The sequence below is a fragment of the Pseudomonas sp. K5002 genome (assembly GCF_013386655.1).
Classification (GTDB): domain Bacteria; phylum Pseudomonadota; class Gammaproteobacteria; order Pseudomonadales; family Pseudomonadaceae; genus Aquipseudomonas.
In genome coordinates this window covers 1-2,759 of record NZ_JACARK010000034.1, presented here as the reverse complement: position 1 = coordinate 2,759, position 2,759 = coordinate 1, and the positions used below count along the sequence as shown (strand labels likewise).

4 protein-coding genes are annotated in these 2,759 nt (G+C 63.7%); all 4 read right to left on the bottom strand.

The window, feature by feature from the left end:
• Positions 1-350 (bottom strand): ABC transporter ATP-binding protein (locus HX846_RS01730; protein WP_178964840.1); only part of this gene is annotated, 350 nt, incomplete at its 3' end.
• 26 nt (positions 351-376) lie between these two features.
• Positions 377-1,444 carry an iron ABC transporter permease gene (locus HX846_RS01725; RefSeq protein WP_023658859.1) on the bottom strand — a complete coding sequence of 356 codons (1,068 nt, stop codon included), beginning with the start codon at positions 1,442-1,444 and terminating at the stop codon, positions 377-379.
• Positions 1,441-2,556 carry an ABC transporter substrate-binding protein gene (locus HX846_RS01720; protein WP_003218435.1) on the bottom strand — a complete coding sequence of 372 codons (1,116 nt, stop codon included), beginning with the start codon at positions 2,554-2,556 and terminating at the stop codon, positions 1,441-1,443. The genes HX846_RS01725 and HX846_RS01720 overlap by 4 nt, the downstream gene beginning before the upstream one ends.
• Positions 2,553-2,759: PepSY domain-containing protein (locus HX846_RS01715; protein ID WP_178964839.1), on the bottom strand; the 207-nt coding region annotated here is incomplete at its 5' end. The genes HX846_RS01715 and HX846_RS01720, both read right to left, overlap by 4 nt.

Genomic DNA, 2,759 nt, shown 5'->3' with positions numbered 1-2,759 from the left:
ATTTTTTCCACGCCCTTGAGCACCGTCGGGCTCGGCCGCCCAGGCGCAAAACCCGCGCCGCGATGGCCGGCCATGGCCGCACTCAGTACCGCTTCGAAGGCGCACAGGCGCGTACGCTCCGGCAGGCTCTGAGGCAGGTACACCACTTGTTGCGCGCGCTCGACTTGCGGCAGGCGATTGAGATCGACACCCTCCAGCCAGATCTGGCCGTGCGCCTTGTGCAGTCCGGCGATGCCACGCAACAAGGTCGACTTGCCGGCAGCGTTGGGGCCGATCAGCGCGGTGATGGTGCCGGGCAGCAACGCCGGCAGATGAATGTCCTGCAGCACGCTGCGACTGCCGTAGTGCATGCTCAATGCTTGTGTGCTTAATCCGGTCACAGAGCACCTCGGCGGTTACGCATCACAATCGCCATGAAAAACGGAATTCCCACCAGTGCGGTGACAATCCCCACCGGAATCAACACGCCGGGCATCAATGCCTTGCTGGCAATCGACGCCATCGACAGGATCAAGCCACCGCTGAGCACGCTCGCTGGCAGGAACAAGCGGTGATCTTCACCCACCAACAGCCGCGCGATATGCGGAGCAATCAGCCCGATAAAACCGATAGTGCCGACAAACGAAACCGCCAGCGCCGACAGCAGGCTGATGCGCAGCAACGACAGCACCCGCAGGCGGCCGACATCAATCCCGAAACTGCGGGCGCGTTCCTCGCCCAGGGTCAGGGCAGTCAACGCCCAACTCTGACGCAGGGAAAACGGCAGGCACAGCAGCAACGCCGCAGCGAGGATCGCGAGCTTTTCCCAGGACGCCCGGGCCAGGCTGCCCAGGGTCCAGAACACCAGTTGCTGAAGGCTGTCCTGGCTCGCCACAAACTGCAGCAGTGCCACCAGCGCATTGAACGCAAACACCAGGGCAATCCCGAACAGCACCAGGCTCTCCACACCAAACCCACGCCAGCGTGCCAACAGATACAGCAATGCCACCGATGCCAGTGCGAACAGAAAGGCGTTGGCCGAAATCAGGTACTGCGCCGGCACGCCAGGAATGCCCATCCCGAGCACAATGGCCAGGGCTGCACCGAAGGCGGCGGCGGCGGAAACGCCGAGGGTGAACGGGCTGGCCAGCGGGTTATCCAGCACCGTCTGCATTTCGGCGCCGGCCAGGGCCAGTGCCGCGCCCACCAGTACCGCCATCAACGCGTAAGGCAGGCGCACATTCCATACGATCACCGCCTCCACCCGCGGCATCGAAGCCGGGTCCCACAGCACTTGCAACAGGCGCGTCAGGCTCATGCCGGAAGGCCCGGTGGTGATGTCCACCGCCAGGGAAACCACCAATGCCAACGCCAGCGCCGACAACAGCAATACCCGTCGTCCATGGCGGTGGCGATAGCGCTCACCTGCGCCATCGGCGCTCGCACAGGCTTGCACCTGCGTCACGGCACAAGGCTCGTGGTGAATACGCCGCTGGCCGGAATTGGCATAAAGCGCCGGTACAATTCGGCTCGGGTCTGTTCCGGATCCAGGTCGGCGAACAACTCAGGATGCAGCCACTTGGCCAGGGCCTGCACTGCGATCAAGTGTTCCGGCGAGTCATAGAAAATATGCCAGAGGCCATGCACGTTGCCTTCACGTACCGCCCGCAGTTCATTCAGCGGCGCGCGCTGGGACACTTGCTTGAGGCTGTCGTTGGCCTGCTGCGGCGTGGCCGAATAGCCGAGGGTCACACCGCCCTGGCCGTGGCCGAATACGCCGGTGGCGACGTACACATCCGGATCGCTGGACAGAATGTATTCGACGTTCAATGTGCCGATCGGGCCGGGAATGCGCCCGTCGGCGATGTTCCGGCCACCCGCGAGCTTGATCATTTCCCCGAAGTTGCCGGTGCCCGGCGAACCACAGCAATCCTGCAGGCCGGCGAGCATGTCGATGAAGATCTTCGGCCGTTTTACCGTCCCGGCCTTGGCCAGGGTATCGGTGACCTTGGCCAGCGAGGCCTGGTAAAACGCGATGTAGTCCTCGGCTTGTTGATTACGGTCCAGAGCCTTGCCCAGCAGGCGCATGCTCGGCACCGTGTTGCTCAGCGGATGGTCGCTGAAGTCGACGAAAATCACCGCCACGCCGGCCGCTTCCAGCTGCTTGACCGCCTCGCTGTCGGGGCTCGGGCCATGGCCGCCGCTCAAGGCCATGATCGCCAGGTCCGGGTGTACCGCCAGGGCCTTTTCCACACTGAAGGTTTCGGCGGAGGTGCCGCCTACCAACGGTACGTTGTCGGCTTCGGGAAAGTGCTTCTGGAACGCGGCGTAACCCTGCACGTCCAGGCCGCGAAAATCCCCTTGCCAGCCGGCGATGCGGGTAAACGGGTTCTTGCCTTCAAGGAGCGACAGCGAGTAGATCATCCGGCCTTCACCCAGCAGGATATGCGAGACCTTGTCCGGTACGTCGACCTTGCGCCCCGCCAGGTCGGTGACGGTGTGGGCGCAGGCCAGGCCGCTCATTAACAGGCCAAGACCGAGCAGCAGGCCGCGTTGCAACAACAGAGGGTGTTTCATGAACAATTTCCTTGAACAGTTGGGCGCACGTGGCGGACGCGTTTGCGCCACCACAACAACAGCCCGGTGAGATAGAGCAGCGGCAATGCCAGGCCGCAAAGAAAGGCCAGGGCCGCGCCGGGCAACCCGAGCAACAGGTGGCCGTGGGCGGCGGAGAACAGCGGTTTGATCGCGGCGGGGTTGGCGAAGAACCAGTCGGGCCG